Annotated in this window: 4 protein-coding genes; all 4 read right to left on the reverse strand. The window is 48.2% G+C overall.

The genetic code is table 11. From position 1 onward, the window contains the following. Positions 1-76 precede the first annotated feature (76 nt). Positions 77-14,656 carry a choice-of-anchor Q domain-containing protein gene (locus DTQ70_RS14310; protein WP_122931440.1) on the reverse strand — a complete coding sequence of 4,860 codons (14,580 nt, stop codon included), beginning with the start codon at positions 14,654-14,656 and terminating at the stop codon, positions 77-79. A gap of 166 nt (positions 14,657-14,822) precedes the next feature. After that, a complete protein-coding gene (locus DTQ70_RS14315; RefSeq protein ID WP_122931441.1) occupies positions 14,823-15,326 on the reverse strand; it encodes a hypothetical protein in 504 nt (167 codons plus the stop codon). A gap of 39 nt (positions 15,327-15,365) precedes the next feature. Beyond that, complete coding sequence (locus DTQ70_RS14320; protein WP_122931442.1) at positions 15,366-16,253, reverse strand: hypothetical protein; 888 nt, start codon at positions 16,251-16,253, stop codon at positions 15,366-15,368. Positions 16,254-16,433: 180 nt separating this feature from the next. Next, positions 16,434-20,510, reverse strand: coding sequence for an ATP-binding protein (locus DTQ70_RS14325; RefSeq protein WP_122931443.1), 4,077 nt, complete (start codon positions 20,508-20,510; stop codon positions 16,434-16,436). Positions 20,511-20,599 lie beyond the last annotated feature (89 nt).

Genomic DNA, 20,599 nt, shown 5'->3' on the forward strand with positions numbered 1-20,599 from the left:
TGTCACGTTATTACATTCGTTGCCCAAAATGAAACTCATATTTCATTTTGGGCAACGAATGTATGCTAATCCAATCTTACTGCCCCACTTTCACTACCTTCAGCGTTGCGTGGTTTTTTGAAGTATTTACCTTCAAGAAATACATCCCCGCTGGCAACTCATTCACCCCAAACTCTTCTTGATGCGTGTTGGTTTCGGGTAAAAATTGACGACTCAGCACCTCCCGACCCGAAGCATCCATCAACGCCGCTTGCACCACTTGCCCCTTGCTATTTTGCACTTTTAAGCGCAGGATGTTGGTGACGGGGTTGGGGAAAACAGCCAGCCCCCTGCCCCCCAATGGGGGAATAATTGCCGTGCGACGGTCCGACCCTTGCTCTTCGCCCCTTGCCTCTTGCACACTTACCCCTTGCCTTGCTGCTCCCACGCCTACCCCATCTCGTGACTGGATACGGAACCAGTATTCTTGGTAGGCCAAGACGTTGCCTTGTGGTTGACGTGTCGAGGGGTAAATGCTACCCCAACCCTTCATATCCCAATAACGGATGCCTAACTTGTACAAACCCTTGGGTAACCCTGTGTCATATACGTTACCACCCACACCGTTGTCTTGGTAAAAGCCGTAAGCAGGGTGGTTTTGAGCGTACAACTCCGTCCAGCCCTCGCGGTTGGCATACATGAAATATGGTGCGTTGTTCTCGTGCGTGTTGAACGAACGAATTACCCCCATTTCTGGCGTCGCTAGCATATCAAAGGTCAATGAGCCGTCGGTGCTTAATCCGCAAGCTTCTACGTTGATTGTCCAGTAACGAGGAGCCATTTTGTTCGCGTTTTCTACGTAAAATAACGTCGGATTCACTTGCGTGCTTTGCTCTAGCTCGGGGCCACCGTCGCGGGTGATGAATTGGCTTGTCCACAACGACTTATCGTTCGCTGGCTTTACCGCCGATTTTGATTCGCCGATGTTTATCAACGTCACTACAAAAGCGTTCCAGTAAATGTCCTTTTTCATACTTTCAGCACTCTGACAACCACCTTCAAATAGACACTTCGCCCAGTACGTTTGCTTGGTCACGTTGTTGAAAGCCACCTCAAAACTTGGCGCAGTGACGCCCGTATTCCAGAATGTTTGGCTTCCTGCGGGGCAATTGGCTGAAATCGTGACCGTTGTGCCTGTGCAAACTATCTCTTGACTTGCCGTAATCACGGGAGCAACTTGCGTTGGCGTTAACGTAAACGTTACTACATTACTTTTCTCGCTCACACAACCATTTTCCGTCTGACAACGAGCATAGTACGAGGTCGTTTGGCTGGGAACAGTCGAAGGCAGGCTTGGCAGAGCAACATTCGTTGTGGCATTGTACCAAACTGTCCGCAAACTTCCGCAAGACGATTGTCCACTGAAACTTGCTGATGGGTTACAACTGCTTGTTGATGACAAAGATACCGTCGGAGCTGTTGGAATTACCACCAATTTTAAGCGCATTACCCCTGATTCAGATTCCACACACGAAGGCGTTCCGTCTGATTTGCGACAGCGTACGCGGTAGTTGTGGAACTGGTTATCTACCAAACCAACAGGGACTCCTGCGCTGTATTCGCCGCCATCGACTGAATAAAGAATGATTTCACCAGCGGCACAATTAGCTGTGAAACTAAGAGGCATATTTACCAAACTACACACCTCCTTCGTCTCCCCTACGGCAACCGTTACCCCGTCCACCAACAGCGACACATTTTGCGGAACGGAAGCACGGTAATTTATCGTCAATTCTATCACGCCCGAATAGGTCGAAGCACAATTGGCGTCGCAAGCCGCTTGGTAGCGGTGGGGTTGGTTATTGGACGGTTGGGAAACTGGGGCTGTCGCTGACCAGTTGCTCCATGCACCACTACCAACTTGAACTCGCCAAATGGGATTGCCCACTACACACGAACCCGAAACATTAAACTGCAAGCCGTTAACTGGATTGGCATCAGTATCGCAAAAAGTTTGAGAGTTGCCTTCATTTAGCGTTTGTTGAAGCGTATTCAACGAAATCGTTGGCGGGCCTACGACTGCCACACTTCCCGTCACATTTGGCGAAACACAGCCGCTAGCATTACTCACTGCCAGTGTGTATGTAATCGAATTACCCGTCGCTGGACCACTCAAATTCACTACAATTGGCGTTGATGCGAGCAGACCATTAGTTACTAAAGTGATGCCTGATCCAGTAATCGAATAGCTTGTTGGGTTGCCCGTCGTAGCCGTGTAGGGTATTGTGAAAGAAGTTGCTCCTGCACAAATAGGAAGGCTTGCTGCCGTTGTGATGCTTACATTGCTAGGTGACACAGTAATCTCCACATTCCCACTCGCCAACGATACGCAGCCCGCATCATTGGTCACCGTGAAGGTGTACGTACCCGAGGACAAGCCTGAAACCGTCGTCGTTGCGCCCGTACCTGTACTAGTGACAGACCCAGGGTTACGCGTCAACGTCCATTGACCACTCGATGGCAAACCGCTCAACGCTACGCTTCCCGTGGCCAATGCACACGTCGGTTGCGTTATTGTACCTACCACGGGCGCACTTGGCGTTGATGGCTGAGAATTAATCTCCACGTTCCCACTTGCTACCGATGTACAACCTGCATCATTCGTCACCGTGAAGGTGTACGTGCCTGAGGACAAGCCCGACACCGTTGTCGCCGAGCCACTGCCTGTGCTAGTGACCGACCCAGGGTTACGCGTCAATGTCCACTGACCACTCGATGGCAAACCGCTCAACGCTACGCTCCCCGTGGCCAATGCACACGTCGGTTGCGTTATTGTACCTGCCACGGGCGCACTTGGCGTTGATGGCTGAGAATTAATCTCCACATTCCCACTCACCAACGATACACAGCCTGCATCATTGGTCACCGTAAAGGTATATATTCCTGAAACTAAGCCTGAAACCGTCGTCGTTGCGCCCGTACCTGTGCTAGTCGCCGATCCAGGGTTACGCGTCAACGTCCATGTCCCACTTGATGGCAAACCGCTCAAGACCACACTTCCCGTCGGTGTCGAACACGTCGGTTGCGTTATTGTACCTGCCACGGGCGCACTTGGCGTTGATGGCTGAGAATTAATCTCCACATTCCCACTCACCAACGATACACAACCTGCATCATTGGTCACCGTAAAGGTGTATATTCCTGAAGCTAAGCCTGAAACCGTCGTCGCCGAGCCACTGCCTGTGCTAGTTATCGACCCAGGGGTACGCGTCAATGTCCATGTCCCACTCGATGGCAAACCGCTCAACGCTACGCTCCCCGTCGGTGTCGTACACGTAGGTTGCGTTATTGTACCTGCCACGGGCGCACTTGGCGTTGATGGCTGAGAATTAATCTCCACATTCCCACTTGCTACCGATGTACAGCCTGCATCATTGGTCACCGTAAAGGTGTACGTACCTAAGACCAAGCCCGACACCGTCGTCGCCGAGCCACTGCCAGTGCTAGTCACCGACCCAGGGTTACGCGTCAACGTCCATGTCCCACTCGATGGTAAACCACTCAGCGCTACGCTCCCCGTGGCCAATGCACAGGTCGGTTGCGTTATTGTACCTACCACGGGCGCATTTGGCGTTGATGGCTGAGAATTAATCTCCACGTTCCCACTTGCTACCGATGTACAGCCTGCATCATTGGTCACCGTGAAGGTGTACGTGCCTGAGGACAAGCCCGACACCGTCGTCGCCGAGCCACTGCCTGTGCTAGTCACCGACCCAGGGTTGCGCGTTAGCGTCCATGTCCCACTCGATGGTAAACCACTCAACGCTACGCTCCCCGTCGGTGTCGTACACGTAGGTTGCGTTATTGTACCTAACACGGGCGCACTTGGCGTTGATGGCTGAGAATTAATCTCCACGTTCCCACTTGCTACCGATGTACAGCCTGCATCATTGGTCACCGTGAAGGTGTACGTGCCTGAGGACAAGCCCGACACCGTCATCGCCGAGCCACTGCCTGTACTAGTTACCGACCCAGGGTTACGCGTCAACGTCCATGTCCCACTCGATGGTAAACCGCTCAAGACCACACTTCCCATCAGCGTCGTACACGTTGGTTGCGTTATTGTACCTACCACGGGCGCACTTGGCGTTGATGGCTGAGAATTAATCTCCACATTCCCACTCGCCAACGATACGCAGCCCGCATCATTGGTCACCGTGAAGGTGTACGTGCCTGAGACCAAACCCGACACCGTCGTCGCCGAGCCACTGCCTGTGCTAGTTATCGACCCAAGGTTACGCGTCAATGTCCACTGACCACTCGATGGCAAACCACTCAACGCTACGCTTCCCGTGGCCAATGCACAGGTCGGTTGTGTTATTGTACCTACCACGGGCGCACTTGGCGTTGATGGCTGAGAATTAATCTCCACGTTCCCACTTGCTACCGATGTACAACCTGCATCATTGGTCACCGTAAAGGTGTATATTCCTGAAGCTAAGCCTGAAACCGTCGTCGCCGAGCCACTGCCTGTGCTAGTGACCGACCCAGGATTGCGCGTCAATGTCCACTGACCACTCGATGGCAAACCGCTCAACGCTACGCTCCCCGTCGGTGTCGAACACGTCGGTTGCGTTATTGTACCTACCACGGGCGCACTTGGCGTTGATGGCTGAGAATTAATCTCCACGTTCCCACTTGCTACCGATGTACAGCCTGCATCATTGGTCACCGTAAACGTGTACGTACCTAAGACCAAGCCCGACACCGTCGTCGCCGAGCCACTGCCAGTGCTAGTCACCGACCCAGGGTTACGCGTCAACGTCCATGTCCCACTCGATGGCAAACCGCTCAACGCTACGCTCCCCGTGGCCAATGCACACGTCGGTTGCGTTATTGTACCTACCACGGGCGCACTTGGCGTTGATGGCTGAGAATTAATCTCCACGTTCCCACTTGCTACCGATGTACAACCTGCATCATTGGTCACCGTAAAGGTATATATTCCTGAAGCTAAGCCTGAAACCGTCGTCGTTGCGCCCGTACCTGTGCTAGTCGCCGACCCAGGGTTACGCGTCAACGTCCACTGCCCACTCGATGGTAAACCACTCAACGCTACGCTCCCCGTGGCCAATGCACAGGTCGGTTGCATTATTGTACCTAACACGGGCGCACTTGGCGTTGATGGCTGAGAATTAATCTCCACGTTCCCACTTGCTACCGATTTACAACCTGCATCATTGGTCACCGTAAAGGTGTATATTCCTGAAGCTAAGCCTGAAACCGTCGTCGTTGCGCCCGCACCTGTACTAGTGACCGACCCAGGGTTACGCGTCAATGTCCATTGCCCACTCGATGGTAAACCACTCAAAATCACACTACCCGTCGATGTCGTACACGTCGGTTGCGTTATTGTACCTACCACGGGCGCACTTGGCGTTGATGGCTGAGAATTAATCTCCACGTTCCCACTCGCTACCGATGTACAACCTGCATCATTGGTCACCGTAAAGGTGTATATTCCTGAAGCTAAGCCTGAAACCGTCGTCGTTGCGCCCGTACCTGTGCTAGTCGCCGACCCAGGGTTACGCGTTAGCGTCCACTGACCACTCGATGGTAAACCGCTCAAGACCACACTTCCCGTGGCCAGTGCACAGGTCGGTTGTGTTATTGTACCTACCACGGGCGCACTTGGCGTTGATGGCTGAGAATTAATCTCCACATTCCCACTCGCCAACGATACGCAGCCCGCATCATTTATCACCGTGAAGGTGTACGTGCCTGAGGACAAGCCCGACACCGTTGTCGCCGAGCCACTGCCTGTGCTAGTCACCGACCCAGGGTTACGCGTCAACGTCCATGTCCCACTCGATGGTAAACCGCTCAAGACCACACTTCCCATCAGCGTCGTACACGTAGGTTGCGTTATTGTACCTGCCACGGGCGCACTTGGCGTTGATGGCTGAGAATTAATCTCCACGTTCCCACTTGCTACCGATGTACAGCCTGCATCATTGGTCACCGTGAAGGTGTACGTGCCTGAGGCCAGGCCCGACACCGTCATCGCCGAGCCACTACCTGTACTAGTCACCGACCCAGGGTTGCGCGTTAGCGTCCACTGACCACTCGAAGGCAAACTACTCAAGACCACACTTCCCGTCGGTGTCGAACACGTCGGTTGCGTTATTGTACCTACCACGGGCGCACTTGGCGTTGATGGCAGAGAATTAATCTCCACGTTCCCACTTGCTACCGATGCACAACCTGCATCATTGGTCACCGTAAAGGTATATATTCCTGAAGCTAAGCCTGAAACCGTCGTCGCCGAGCCACTGCCTGTACTAGTGACCGACCCAGGGTTACGCGTCAATGTCCACTGACCACTCGATGGCAAACCGCTCAACGCTACGCTCCCCGTCGGTGTCGTACACGTAGGTTGCGTTATTGTACCTACCACGGGCACAGATACAATCGGACATTGTACTGTAATCACCACATCGTTTCCATCTCCACCTGAATACGATAGGATTGCATTCAATCCACTTCCTAAGAAATTGGTAAGAATCGCGCCTTGGGTCAACCCATTGAACGTACCAATGACTGCATCTGTACCATCATTATTGACAATAGTAAAGACCTGATTGCCAGTTGGAATAAACATCGGAGAATTATTCAAAACTAGATTTAATCCAGTCAAATTAATGATTCCATTGACATAGAGTGGGTAGTAATCTATTTTAGCAGTGGGGCCATCAATATCAATTTTCAAATTGTTCCCCGTGTTAAAACTTATTGTATTACCGCTCACATCAGTAGCCTCAGAAAGCGAACGGAAATTGGTACTAGTAAAATGGACATTTCCAGTTCCAGCATTCAAATGATCATTTAATGTTATATCTCCTGCAGAAGTAATGTTTAAATTACCTGAGGTATGGCTAATTGGTACTAAGTAACCCAAGGTCACCGCCCCCGTATTGGCATCACCAATGTTGATGGTTCCAGCTGTAATTCTGTCGAGTTCGGCGTCTGACAACCCTAGCGCGATACCGATGGTTTCGCCGTTCCCTAAGTTGATATTATTTCCGTTGGTTTTTGGTACCAATGTAACACTCCCAAGGGCATTTGTACTGATAGAAGTCCCCGATAGGATATTCATATTATTAGCAGTCACTGAAATAGTACCGCCATTGGTTGCAGTCGTAACAGCCCCTGCTTGCAAATCAAAGGCAATACTAAAGTTATTATTTACAGCAGCCGAAATACTTACATTTCCCCCAGTAGAGGTTATTTGAGCATTTGCATGGTTAATCAATACCCCAGAGCAACCTGCTACTGCGGCACTGCCACCCGTACCTACAATAGTCACATTGCCGCTTGTTCCTGCCGTAATCATTCCTCTAACGGTAATTCCTGTACTCGCTCCGTTTCCTACCCCAGTTACATTAACCGCACCAGTTGAGGATGTGATTAGACCTAGAGCATCCACAAGGACTCCCGTATTACCGCCACCACTTCCTATACCACCCATACCCTGAACAGTTACTGTACCACTGCCTCCAGCCGTAATTTTTCCATCTCCGACAATACCAACGCCAGAATTACCACTAGAATTCGAACTTCCTCCACCTTGACCCGTGACAAACACATTGGCCCCTGCTGAAGTAATTTGGCTGTTTGTACCAGAAATAAAAACTCCAGTATTATTGGCAAATGTACTTCCTCCACCTATGCCTTCCACCGTAACAACAGCGCTCGTTCCACCACTAATAGCCCCTCCTGCTTGTACAAATACACCCATTTGGCTGGAGCCAGAATCATCCCCTCCCTTGCCTTTCACCAATACTCCCCCTGTTGAATTGGCTCTTATCGTTCCTGCGTTAACATCAACACCGTAAAAATCTCCAGTGGTTGGTACCGCTTGTTGATTGGCTTCAATGGTTAAATTACCTTCATTTGTTTCAAGCGAGCTACCGCTATTGAACCTTACATTTTTGCTCACTTTTATTACCGCCGTACCCGTTCCCGAAAGTACAACATTGGCATTAGAGGCAAATGTAACCGCATCTACCCCAGGGGCAGCATTGTCATTTTGTAAATCCACATCGAGATTGGCATTGGAGGCAAAACTGATGTCTCCATTAAAATTGACTTGATCATCACCAACTCCACCGTTGACGGTCAAGTTGGGAAGAGTGGCACTCAATGAGGCTACATTAATTACATCATTTCCGTTGGCAGTATTTACCACTATGCTGGCGATTCCCGCAAGCGCCACATCCGCAGGAGTAGTAAATGGGGTAATTGCTCCGCCGTTTATTGAATACGTACGGCCTGATACGTTAAAACGAATATTGCTACCACTTTCGGAAATATTCAGCGTTTCGCCATTGCCTGATATATCGGTGATGGTGAGCACGTTGCTTGCCGTAGAAATGGTGTAGTCGGCCGACTGAACGGTCAACGTAAAAGTAGCATCGGTAAAGCTATTACAATTGTCTGTGGCACGAACGGTGACCGTATAAACGCCTGCGGGTACATTGTTTGGTACTGTCACTACCCCCGTTACGTTGTCCACCGTCAGGGTTGCAGGTGAAGTAGCAGGCGAAACACTTTGTAGCGCAATGGTTGAAATACTTCCATTATCAGATGGACCCGTTGCAGGACTGACCGTAGTGGCTGTACCCGTATTGGCAGAAGCATTGCCATACGTCAATGTTGGGGCGGAATTGGCAGTGACGTTAATTGTCACCGTAGCCAAAACACTCTGACTTTGATTATTTGTAATTCTAAAGGTGAAGTTAGCATTTGTAGCCGTACATGAAGCATTCACATTCGCCGTTACATTTCCATCGGCTGCCACAACGACATTATTGAGCGTTACTCCATTTAACGTAGCCGACGAGCCAAAATTTGTTCCATCGCTACTGACAGCCGTCGTAAGGGTATTAGGCGCTTGTGTAGTACCTGATGTAGCACTGCCAATTGAAGTACCTGTGGCAGTTACTCCTTGAATAATACTTACGGTCGTCGTATTTAAGGTAGGTTGGTTATTTTCGGGGTACAATTTAATCTCCCCAATTTGTGTGCTTATTGTGGCTCCAGGGTTCTTAATGGTTGGAAAGACCAACATAAACGAAGTGTAAGGCGTGGTGTTTGTAAAGCTCACCAACTGCGAATTGGCGTTGTCTAACGTGCTTGTATTTCTGCCAGAAGGCAATGAAAGAGCGCCCGAAGCAATAAGAGTAAACTGAGTAGCATCAAAGGGGCCATTTCCTGAAATCGCCGAGTTAGTGCCATACAGTGCGTAACTTGCGGGGTCGCGGTCAGGTGTGTCGTTGGCAGTGTAAATTCTAAAAGAATTGATAACTCGCCCTGATTGACTGCAACTTGCGGGGGTAAAAATATACCCTGCATTGGTTGTTACTCGAATGAGCGATTTGGCAAATGTCCCGTCAAAAACATTGCCAGGTGGCTCCGTTGATGGCCACGTATTTGAACCACTACTATTGACAGTACCCACTTGAAACTGATTTCCGTTCAACTGCCCTCCCCAATACGGCATGGCATTGGTCATTGTTGTAGTACCAGCAAGGGTCAAAGTGGCGGCATTTGAAGGAATCATGGCACAAGCAGCCGTACTTACAACCACGTCATAACTACCCTCATTGGCCACCGAAAAAGAAGAGATAGCAAGCGTACTATTCGTTTCTCCGTCGATATTTACTCCACCTTTTCGCCATTGATAGCTTACCCCTGCTGAGTTATCAACTGCCACTGACAAGGTCGCCGTTGACCCGCCACAAATCACCTGACTGACAGGATGGGTGGTAATGGTTGGACAAAATACAACCACCGTATAAGCTTGGTCGGTGACACAACCAAGGTTGTCAGAAACTTGAATCGTAAAATTGTAAGTACCATTAACGGTCGGAGTACCCGATAAACTTCCTGTGGGCGACAGGATGAGTCCCGTAGGTAAACTACCCGAGGTTAAGTTAAAAAAGTAAGGGGCAGTTCCGCCACTTCCGCTCAATGTTAAACTATATGGAGCACCAGAACCAATGGTGGATATGGTACTTGGAGAAACTGCTACTGCACCTGAACAGATTTGTGCTTCCAGTGCTCCAATGTCACTTCCATCGCCTCCAGGGGCAGAGCTGACCCCAGGCTGATCGACGGGACGGGTAAGGTTTCGTTGGTCAACACTGACCGCCGCGCTTCCTTTATCGATTGCTGGACTACCTGACAAGAGTCTATGTGACGGTATCGTTCCTCCCCCAAAATACCCCAAAGCACTTACTGCCGTCGTAAATACGCTGCTTGAAGCAATGCTTTGGTCTTGCGAACCACCCGTAGGCGCACCCGAACTACTCCCAAAAAGGTTGTAGCCATTGGTCGTAAAAGCAGCACTATTGTTATCAAAATCGGCATAATTGCTTTGTTGCGCGTTATTGGCCGCCACAATTGAGTTTTTTAACGTTACAGTACCTGATTCGTTGTAAATACCTCCCCCACGGCTACTTCCTGCACCTCCATTGCTTGAGCCGTTGGAGGAAGTGCCTCCAGCCCCTCCCGTTGCCGTGTTATTGACAATGGTAACGTTTAAAAGGGTTGTTGTACCGCCATTTTGAAAAATAGCTCCCCCAGCACCACCGCCACCGCCACCCGCACCGTTGCGAGAAACCGAAGAGCTTCCTGCCCCACCACTACCTCCTAAGAAACCTGCGGCACCGCCGCTTGTCCCGCCTCCTGCTGCTTGGCCACCACCGCCGCCACCACCGAAGCGTCCACCAGCAGCACCACTGTACCCGTTTCCACCACCGCCGCCACCGCCACCGAAGTTGCCCGCTGTGGGGAGTGTAGCATTGAGGGCCGAACCTCCTACACCACCATTACCACCACCAGAACCACCGTTTCCAATACAACATCCGCTGGTACCTCCACCCCCTGTTCCACCAACTGCTTGGTTTCCAGAAAAAGTTGTATTGGTAATATTAACCGTTCCTCCGTTGTTTAAAACTCCTCCTCCAAGGCCGCCGCCACCACCGCCACTACCTGCGCCACCGTTGCCCGCTTGTCCCGTGGCAATGTTATTAACTACAGCACAGCGGTTTAAGGTTAACACACCCGTACTCGCGTTGAAAATACCCGCTCCTCCGCCTGTCAGTGGCCGAGCTCCAGTGGTCGTATTACCACTGAGCACACATTCCGTGAGCGTAAGGGTAGCGGCGTTATAGATGCCCCCTCCTTCCACACCGCTACCGTTGCTAATCGTCAATTTGTTAAAGGATACGACCCCGCTATTAACCGTAAAAATACGAAAAGCAGTCCCACTGTTCCGATTAATGGTTACTCCACTTGCTCCTCCATTGATGGTCAAAGGTAATGTAATGTCTGGCAAGGCCGTCGCGAGATTAATCGTACCCGTTACGCCAAAATTGATTGTATTAGAACAACCTCCAGAGGCCATAATTTCTTGCATTGCTGCGCGAAGGGTACAAGTCCCTCCTGCCGTAACGCAAGTATTATCCCCAGGATTGGCATCGGCACCATCTCCTGTATCATTTACGGTAAAGGTACGGGCACTTGAGCATCCATTAATAGTTAACGTATATGCTTGGCTACCTGAACAGCCAAGGCCATAAATAGCGGTAACAGTGAAGTTGAAAGTACCTCCTCCCGTTGGCGAACCGCTCCATGTTCCATCACTTTGCAAAGTAAGCCCCGCTGGCACGCTACCCGATGTGACGGAGTAAGTATAGGGAGCTGTCCCGCCCGTTGCAGTAATACTTTGGGAATAATTGACACCAACCGTTCCACTAGGCAACGAAGATGGGCTAAGGGTAACGGTATTACACGATGGAATTGCTTCGTATGCTCCAATGTCGCTATTATCTCCCCCACTTGACGCTGCAATGGTAGAAATATCATAGGCACGAACTTGACCGCGCTGGTCGGTGGTAAGCCCTGCTACCACCGCACCTTTGTCAAGTGCTGGGCTATTGGCTAACAAAGCGTGGGTTTGGGTCGGTCCACCGTTGTCGGCCAATACATCAAGATAGACATTCGCAATCCCCACTTGATTATTATTTGTTCCGTTGGTCAACCCTCCTACACCTCCTACACCAATTAGATTGTAGGAGCTAGAAGCGCTTACCGAACCCACAATATTCTCGTTACTTGTATTAGTGGCAGTATTTCCCGCAATGATTGAGTTTTTGAGCACATGGGTTGAACCCGATAAATTCATTGCCCCACCATCAGTAGCAGTATTGTTCGTTACGGTGCAATTGGTCAAATTTAATGTACCCGAACCAACCAAAAAGCCACCCCCTGTACCACTTGCAGTATTCCCACTTACAGTACAATTAACAAGGGTAGTTGTGGTTCCATACATGGCAAAAGCTGCCCCCGCACCCGTTGAAGTATTACTGTTGACGGTACAACCCGTCATGGTCAATACCCCGTCGTTCTGAACTCCTCCTCCTTGTGGTGCCCTACTGCTTTTTACGGTACAATTAGCCATTGTCAAAGTACCAGAATTTTGGACAGCCCCTGCTTGGCTTGCATCGTAACCGTTGGTGAGGGTCAAGGCCGAAATAGCAACTACTTTTCCTGTATTGATGGTAAAAGGACGGTATAAGTTTGCGCCACTGACCGACAATACATTTGCTCCCGCCCCCGTAATGTTCAGGTCATGGTCGATAGCTGGTAAGGCACTTGTCAACGTAATAGTACCCGTGGGCGTGATGGTTATTGCGACAGTGCCGCAAGTAGTAAGCGCATTGGCTTCCTGAATAGCAGCACGCAACGTACAAACCCCGCCCGAGGTAGCACATACGCCATCGCCAGGAGTGGCATCACCTGCATCACCCAAGTCGTTGACCGTCAATGTCCCTATACAACCTGATTCAAAGGCACCAATATCAACGTTACTTCCAAATTGTCGCACAAATCCCGACCCACGCTGGTCAGTAGTCAAGGTTGTATTCCCGTTAGTTACATCTACCGCGAGGGCGTTACTCCCTGCATTAATAGCTGGGCTGCTTGCTTGCAAGGCGTGCGTCAGGGTGGGGCCACCGTTGTTGGCCAAAGCCGCTAACCCTGGCGATGCGTTAACAATATCTGTTCCTGCCAAACCAGCACTGATACCACTGCTACTACTGAAAAGATTATACCCTTGCGAATTAATCCCCCCCGAATAATCAGGGGCAGAAGTGGTCGCTGTATTTCCTGCAATGATTGAATTTCCAACATCTGCAAGGCCCTGCGCCGTCGTCATGGCCATTCCACCGCCTACAGCAGCCGTGTTATTGGTAACAGTACAGTTTCGCAAGATAGTCGGACTCCCCAATTCGGTATCCTGTATGCCTCCACCGTTCGCACCAGCCGTATTTCCCGAAACAGTGCTGTTAATAAGCGTAAGAATTCCACTGCTGACGTTAGCAATTCCCCCACCACTATTGGTTGCTACATTACCTGAAAGGGTCGAGCGGAGCATTCCAATATCCCCTTGATTTAGGAAAATACCTCCACCATACAAATTAGCACTGTTGCTGCTCAAACCACATTCGCTGAGCGTTAGCAAGCCTATTCCCGCTTTATAAATTGCTCCTCCGTTGTTTTCAGACGAACCGCCTAGGGACTGATTACTCGTAAAATTTGTGGTACTGATAGTTCCTGTAGCCCCTGCATTGGCACTGAAATAAAGGCCACCACCTCGTGCAGCTGAAGAGGTAGATTGAGCTAAATTAGAGGTAAAAGTACTACTGCTAATACTCATCGAACCACCCGTGTTTGTTGAATAATAGACCGCTCCTCCTTGCGCATTGCCTGCTGTCCCTGCACGGTTATTACTGAATGTTGAACCGCTCACAGTAAGCGTAGAGGTGGTTCCTGCCTGCGAGATAGCTCCCCCATTGAAGCCAGATGAATTATTTTGCAGGGTTGAGTTGGTAATGGTGATGGAATGAACATTGCCGAAGCTTCCTATAGCACCACCACTAATGGTAGTTGTACAGTTTTGCAGAACGCCGTTTTCGAAAGTTAACGAACCACCACTAGACCCTCCCAGTTGAATGCATCCTCCCGCTGTTGTTGTACTCCCATTTTCCACTGTCACCCCATTAAGCGTCAAATTTCCATTAGTAGTAGAAATGTTAAAAACGCGTGAGGCGTTGTTACCGCTAATAGTTGCCGACACCCCCGACCCTTCTTGGATGGTAATAGCACTGGTGATGGAAAGCTCTGTTCCTCCCAAGGTATAGGTTCCTGTTGCATTCAATACAATCACATCCGCTCCCGAGCCTGCTGCGCAGTCGGGATTGGTGGCGGCGTCGTTGTTGGCATTGGCGATTGCCTCCCGAAGTGAACATTGGCCATTGACGCTTACTTGGTCTGTCAATGTCGTTACAGTAATTGTACTGAGAGGTTTAAGTGCCCTGGCATTCGGGGGAGTCATGGTTGCTGCGTGCGCGCGCGGCCCCGCTTCAAATGGGTTGGCGGCCAACAAAACTGGCTGACTCATTCTTGCTTTTTTGGTATATTGAAACGCTGACGGAGATTGTTGAAAAACCGTACTTGAAGCATCCGATTTCAGGTTACCAAAGAAAGAATTTTGTCCCCAAACGGGCTGTACACACCAAAGGGAAACTAGGAGGTAAAAGAGCTTTTTCATGAGTAGAGTGAATTGGATAAGACAGAAACAAATGTGTGGTTTTCAGCCTAGCAAGTGTTAGCACAAACGACGCATTCTTTAACACATTCGGCGCAGGACACAAAAAAAGCCTCAAAACGAGGCTTTTTAAGGGCTTTTTTTATTAAACGCTTACAGGATTGGGATGTTAACTTACCGAAGCAACGATGCAGTCGATATTCGCTTTGGCGATGTACGGAAAGTCTGAACGCCCCGTTCCTAGGCCGTGGGTTTGGTTATTAATAGCGTCATAAATGCCTTGTGAAATATCGCCTGAGGCAATTGGCCCTGTATTGATATTGGGCGCAGTACCGTCGGTAAATTCTACCAAGGCTTGGGCAAAACAAATTTTAGGTACATTATTATCCAACATAAAACCTACCAAAATAATAATGTGGTCATCTTGTTCTGATCGCACACAGTCTAGTTTGCACGACACCATTAATCCCAAATTTAGGGAAGTAATCGGAACGTTTGTTTGAGAAGACTCTTGGTTCCAAGTTCGGTAAGACTGCGTATTGTACGTATATTGTAGTACCTCATTGTTGCGACCTGTGTAACCTTGCCAAGGGATCCAAGGCCCCTGTAGAACCAAATCGGTTGAATTATAGGTATCTAAGGCGTTTTCGAAAGTGATATTATTGAATTGCATTGTGTTAAAATTAAGGGGATGAGAGATGAATTGGGCACATTAATCTACCGTTCCTGCATCCACGGAGCAGGTTAGGCGGTTGATGGTGTGGATAATGACAGGAAGGAAGTAGAACACCCCACCGTTGTCGGTGTACTTGTAAATTTGCCCACAAGCAAAATTGAAAATCTTACAACTGACACTAAACACGTCATTAAACACATCGGCTACTTCTGTCGAAACACCATCGGTAACCACGTCCAAAAGATCACCCGTCAGCGACACAATGTCTTCGATGGCATCAACGGCATTGCTGGTTATGTTAAAAGCCCCTCCTTCCGACCAATTGAAATTTTGAATGTCGGTTAGGTTTCCATTGTTGTCAAAAACCGCATAAAATTCGGCGTGGTCGTCGGTAGCGGCGGTGTTTTCGTGGTCTAAATGAACATAATAGCAGGTAGAGTTAATATCTCTCCACGAAAACGTAGGCATATAAATCCGATACACCGAGTCTTCAATGTTATAGGCAATGGCCGCCCCCGCTAGTTTGTCGTCTTCGTACGAATCAGGAAATAATTGACTAAAAGTGGCTTCGTTGATTTGCGGCATAGGCGGGTTAAAATTCCAAAAGCCAGGCTGGGCATCGTACATAAGAAAGCTTTGGATTTGCTTTTTCCAATCCCCACCGTCTCCACGAGGATATGCTTCCAAATCTGTAATAGTTGAATTGTGAGGTATGAGTAGGAAATTCCCTTGGTAGTTTTGCTGATCAAATACAATAACCCACCCATTTGCATCGGTCTGTACCGACTGAATGTCGTTTTTGAGGTCGTCCTTATTATCTGGTTTGTAATATTGCGTTCCCAAATCGGCTTGGCCTTGCTGGCCATTGTAGGCTTTACCATTACCTGAGTAACTGGTACCTGAAAAAAATGATACGCTACACATGATGTTTTTTGTTTAAAGAGTTTTTGATTTAACGTGAGAAATAAAAGAAGCCGTTACAAAAGTGCGTAACTGAAACGCACCAGTGTTAGCACAAACGGCGCATTCTTTAACACATTCGGCGCAGGGCACAAAAAAAGCCCTCAATTCGCATTGAAGGCTCGTTTTTGGTTAAAGTATAATTTAAGAATACTCCGACGGCAGCGTACCAAATCTTTCCTGAAAGCTTTTGGAAAAATACGAAAGGTGCTCAAATCCAACTTGATAGGCGATATCCGAAACCGTACCTGCTTTGGCGCGGAGCAAATCGGCGGCGCGTTGCAATCGAAACTCCCGAATAAGCTCATTGCTGGAGCAATCACACAGCGCATTCAACTTTCGATTCAGCTGCGATTTGCTCATGTTCATGGCCGTCGAAAATTCGACCACGCCAAACGCACTGTTTGAAAGGTTTGCCTCCAGCACCGCCTTTACTTTTTGCAAAAATAACTCGTCCACCGTACTTGTTTTTACTTCGGTGGGTTTTAGCTTGGTCGGTTTTGATTCGAGGGTTTTACTGCTAAAATAGTGGCGTAGTTTTTCCTGCTTTTGGAGCAAGTTTCTCACCCGACTCTGGAGTTCGGTTTTGTGAAAGGGTTTGGTCAAATACTCATCAGCCCCCAATTCAAAACCTTCGATGCGGTCTTCGAGCGTGGCCTTGGCCGTCAGCATCACCACGGGAATGTGGCTGCTACGTTCGTCGGACTTGAGGTGGCGACAAAACTCAAACCCATCCATGCGAGGCATCATCAAGTCACAAATAACGATATTGGGCGAGGTCTGAATCGCTAAATCAAGCCCTTCTCGCCCGTCGGCTGCTTCTACTATTTGATACTCTTTTTCAAAAATACTGCGTACATACGCCCGAATATCGGCATTATCATCAATAATGAGTAACACTTCTCCCTCTTCCTCGACAGCCAACTGATTGCGTTTTTTATTGACCGACGGCTCTTCCACCAAAGGCAACAAACTGCTGTAATCCAGCGCATTTGCTTGTAATTTTTGCTGACTTTCGCTCGTTTGTTCAGTTAAATAGTCCTTCCAAGTTGTTTCATCAATGGGCAATCGTACCCGAAACGTTGTTCCTACATTTTCTGTACTTTCAACCACGATGGTTCCTTTCAATACATCAACCAACTCCTTGACCAAGGCCAGCCCAATGCCCGTTCCCTCGTAACCTCGTTTTCGGTCGGCTTCGACTTGGTAAAAACGGTTAAAAATCTTGTCGAGCTGCGCGGGTTTTATCCCTATTCCCGTATCCGAGACAGTAAGCATAACCTCCCTACTCCCAGTGCGGGAAATATACTGTATATCGACCGTCACTTTCCCGCCAGCTTCCGTAAATTTCAACGCATTAGAAAGCAAATTGGTGACGATTTTTTCGACTTTATCTTCGTCAATAAACCCACGTACTTCATCCTGATTTTGAGACACGTCCAAACGTACCCGACGACTTTCGGCCAAAGAAACAAACGCCCCCATCAACGTTCGGAAATAACGCACCAATTCGGTCGAAGTAATTTCTGGCTTCATTTGTCCCGCTTCCAACTTACTGATGTCCAACAACTGATTAATCAAAGTCAGCAAGCGACTGGCGTTCCGTTGAATGATGGGAAAGCGAACATCGGCCTCGTATTCCTGGATAATTTGCTCCATTGGCCCCAAAATCAAGGTCAACGGCGTACGAAACTCGTGCGAAATATTGGCAAAAAAGTTGGTTTTAATCGCGTCTAATTCCGCCAAACGTTCGGCTTCTTTGTTTTTATAGAGCAGTTGTTCTTGCAAACGAACTCGGTTCAATTGCGCCAAATACAAGCGATAGACAATCAAAGAAACGAGACTCAAATAACAAAAATAGGCCCACCAAGTACGATAAAGAGGAGGATTTACGGTAATTTTCAATTCCACAGGCGTACTCCATTGACTGCCATCGGCAGAGCCAGTCAGCTGAAACGTATAGCTTCCAGAAGGTAATTGCGAATACGTCACCGAATGGGTTGTCCCTGCTTCTATCCGTTTTTTGTCAATACCCAACAGTTGGTAACGAAAACGATTTTTGGGAGCATTTTCTAAATCAATCAACGAAAAACTGAGCGTCACTTGGTTTTGGTCATGCGCCAATTGAATAGACGACGTTTGCTCTATGCTTTGGGCTAAAATCTCGGTTTCGTCGCCTGACATCACTTCTTGGTTGTTGATTTTCAACTGATTGATTTTCGGCAGTTGGCTCGCTTTCGTCCGTTGTAAAGCCGTTGGCGAAAACACCGTCAAGCCGTTCACTCCCCCAAAAGCCAATTCACCACGGTTTGTTTTAAAACAAGAAGCTACTGCAAACTCATCGGCTTGAAGCCCATCTTTGGAGGTAAAGTTGGCGCTCACAAACGTTCTTGGATTAAACTGTACCAAGCCATGATAGGTACTCAACCACAGGTTTTTATTGTCATCGGGCAACATTCCAACGATGTAATCATCGGGCAAACCATCATTGACGGTAAAGTGCTCAAAAGTGCCTTTTGTTTTGTTCATTCGGTTGAGGCCGCCACCGAGCGTTCCCACCCACAAGTAGGTAGTAGGCTTATAAGGGTCGTCCACCATCATTGATACTTGATTTTCAGAAAGGGTAGTAGCGTATTTTGGGTGGTGCTTAAAAAGACGAAATTGGTAGCCACCCTTGGAATGAGACATGGCTTGAAGCAGTCCGTTTTGCGTACCCAACCACCACGTTCCTTGTCCATCACAGTAAGCAGACACTACCTTTACGTTGGCAGGAACAATTTTTTCGTAGGAATAATATCCCAATCGTTTTTGAAGCGTATCAAACCTGATAATGAAAGAACCTATGCCCGTGATAACCAGATTTCCTTTTTTATCTTTATACAATCTTCCCAAATTTTCTCCTACTCCTTGCACTTCTAATGGATACTCTTCAACCACTTTCAGTTCTTTTTCGAGGCGTTTGAGAGCCATTTTTGAAAAATTTGCCGCGTCATTTTGCAACAGCCAATAACCTCCTTTACCATCCTCAATCATGGCGTGCGTATCTCTAAAGGTCGGGTCTGGGGGTAAGTTTTGAGAATTTGTGGATGTGACAAGATAAAACGCTTTAAAATTATTAATTACCCAACGGTCATACGTATCCTGAAACCCAACCCAAATGCTTCGCCCCTTAAAATAATGTTTAAATCGTTGAGAATCATTGGCCTCCTTTAAAAGCCCATACCCGCCTGTGTTAACCCAAGCACTACCACTATGATCAGTTTTTAATCCCGAAAATAGCACAAAATTATCTGATTGATAGGTAGGGATTGTCGCGGTAATATCAGGAGTAAGTTGGGTATAATGGGCTTTAAATAGTCGTGTATTTTCCAAAATAAAGACGTTTCCCAAATCGTCAATGCGTATTTGTAAAGGCAATCCATTTTGGTTATCCTTAGAATAAAGTACGGTTGTTCTGTTGTCTTTATACGCCAATACCTGCGTGGGCTGCGTAAGGATAAGCGTACCATCGGGTGCTTCGTACATATTTAAGAAACGCCCAGTACCAGCAGGTTCTATTTTGATGGGAATGTATTGATGATTGAGGTAGTCGATACGACCAAAGCCTGCTTGGGTACCCACTAACAGCTGTTTGTTTTTGAGAAGTTTGATAAAATTCACCCGCATGGTCGAGGCGAGGTTCGTCTTCAAAAAAGCGACCTCAACACGATCTGTAAAATCTTCTTTATCGGGATAATCGCCTTTTTTTAAATCATCAGGGAGCGTGATTTTATAAATTCCGCCCGTCAAAGTTCCTACCCAAATATCACCTCGACTGTCTTCAGAAATACAATAAATATGTTGCCTGACGGCAGGAAGTTTATTTTTTTTATCGGTCAAAAAACAGTGGAAAAATCGTTGCGTTTTGACATCAAACAAATTCAATTCACCGCTTTCGGTACCAATCCATAGGCGGTGGTGGTGGTCTTCGTAGAGAGCCGTCGTTTGGTTAGAAGTAATGGCATAAGAAGGGCTAGTATGGGTAGTGAAAACTTTAAAATTATAGCCATCGTAGCGGTTGAGGCCCGCTTTTGTCGCCATCCAAACATATCCTTCTTGGTCTTGAAGTAAGTCAAAAACAGTACCATGAGAAAGTCCATCGGCCGTTGTAATGGAACGCCATTGACTTTGTTGAGCAAAAAGTAGGGTCGAGTAAAAATAAAAAATCCAAAAAAAACGCATTTCCAAAGGATATTTATCCTCAAATTAAGCGTTTTTTTTGGACAAAACAGTCCCGCAGTTACTAAAGGTATATAATTCCTGCGGGACTA

This window comes from Runella sp. SP2 (assembly GCF_003711225.1).
Lineage (GTDB): Bacteria > Bacteroidota > Bacteroidia > Cytophagales > Spirosomataceae > Runella.

What these genes read in the sequence shown, in the direction of transcription:
- DTQ70_RS14315 (WP_122931441.1), bottom strand. Translation starts at nt 15,326, where the DNA reads ATGCAATTCAATAATATCACTTTCGAAAACGCCTTAGATACCTATAAT.
- DTQ70_RS14320 (WP_122931442.1), bottom strand. Translation starts at nt 16,253, where the DNA reads ATGTGTAGCGTATCATTTTTTTCAGGTACCAGTTACTCAGGTAATGGT.
- DTQ70_RS14325 (WP_122931443.1), bottom strand. Translation starts at nt 20,510, where the DNA reads ATGCGTTTTTTTTGGATTTTTTATTTTTACTCGACCCTACTTTTTGCT.
- DTQ70_RS14310 (WP_122931440.1), bottom strand. Translation starts at nt 14,656, where the DNA reads ATGAAAAAGCTCTTTTACCTCCTAGTTTCCCTTTGGTGTGTACAGCCC.